This window comes from Streptomyces sp. NPDC001781 (genome assembly GCF_053596035.1).
In genome coordinates this window covers 1-1,307 of record NZ_JBSFFI010000098.1, presented here as the reverse complement: position 1 = coordinate 1,307, position 1,307 = coordinate 1, and the positions used below count along the sequence as shown (strand labels likewise).

The 1,307-nt window shown below is 68.8% G+C and carries 2 protein-coding genes; both read left to right on the top strand.

Annotated features, from left to right (window positions below):
* Window positions 1-176: 176 nt before the first annotated feature.
* Window positions 177-746: a hypothetical protein gene (locus ACWCV3_RS28940; protein WP_451230333.1), complete on the top strand. Its 570-nt coding sequence runs from the start codon at window positions 177-179 to the stop codon at window positions 744-746.
* A gap of 14 nt (window positions 747-760) precedes the next feature.
* The coding region (locus tag ACWCV3_RS28935; RefSeq protein ID WP_451230330.1) for a hypothetical protein at window positions 761-1,307 on the top strand (547 nt) is incomplete at its 3' end.

Sequence of the window (1,307 nt, the reverse complement as noted above, 5' to 3'; positions counted from 1 at the left end):
CAAGCGTGCCGAGAGCGACCGGCCGCAAGCCTTTCGGCACCGGCCCCGAAAGCACCCCGGCCAAAAGGTGCATTGCGCTTCCGGCCATACCGCGAGACCCTTGATTTAGGTAAAGCTCTGCTGGGGACAACTCCGGTAGGGCTTTCGCCCATCTGACCAAGGAAGAGGAACCAGGAATGAGCACGATCGGAACCAATCACCCCGACAACCCGTTCAGCGCGCAGGGCCGCGTGAAGGGCCAGTCCCCGGAAGACCTGAAGAAGCGGGGACTGAGCAGCCAGGGCCACCCGCTGCCCTCCGAGCCGAGGAAGCCGCAGACCAGCGGTGTCTCCCGGCCGTCCGGCGGGACGCGTAACCAGAACATCGCCCAGCTCGCCCAGTCCATCGGTGAAATGGAGCTGGGCAACCAGGACGACTTGCACGCCTTCTGCGAGGCGTACCGGGCCATCCTGAACTACCTCGCCGTGTCTGCTCACCTGGCGAACGGCCAGCTCAAGGCGTCCGCGCGGGCCCAGGCCAAGCAGTCGAAGGACGGTTGGATGACGCCTTCGCAGCGCCTGAAGCTGGCGGACACGCTGCGGCGGATCGGCAAGGATCTCGACCACCTGGCGAACTCCTGCGTCGCCGGCGCGGCCGACGCCACCAAGGCGTGGCGGCGGTTCGAGGGCCTGCTGGACGACCTGGAGGGCGAGCGCAAGGTCAGCCGTCCCAGCGGGGGCCGCCGTGGCGGCTTCTCCGTGGTGTAAGGGCGGTGGACGACATGTCGAATCACGCGCCCCACCTGCGGGTTCTCGGTCTGTTCCGGGTGCCTGAGCGCATCGTGTCCTACGTGCTGCCGTGGGCCATCGTGGCGGCCGTCTGGCCGCTCGCCCTCGTCCTGCACGTCGCCATCGCCTTCAGCGGCCACAGCGAGCTGTGGATGGCGTTCCTGACCATCGGCTTCGGGTACCTGGCCGTGCAGACCTGGAAGACGTGGTCCGTACGCCGCCAGGACACCCGGAACATGGTCACGGTGTTCGTCGTCGCCGTCCTGACCTGGGCAGTCTTCGCCATCGCGGTCCGGCCGTGGCAGCGGGACATCGCCCTGGCCTGGTTCCTCGGCGGCATCGTCCTGTCGGCCGCGTGGTGCATCCGGCACGCCGCCCTGTCGGGCGTCCGCGACGTCGACAAGACGGCCGAGACCAGCGGAAACGACGGCCTGCTGGCCAAGGTCCGGGCGTTCAAGGACGCCCGGGTCGGCAAGACGACGGAGTCCGAGCAGGAGCTGCGGGCCCGGGTGCACCTGGACGCCCCCACCACGGCGTCCG

Excerpts from the sequence above, each read along its gene's own strand:
- ACWCV3_RS28940 (WP_451230333.1), top strand. The coding sequence starts at position 177 with ATGAGCACGATCGGAACCAATCACCCCGACAACCCGTTCAGCGCGCAG.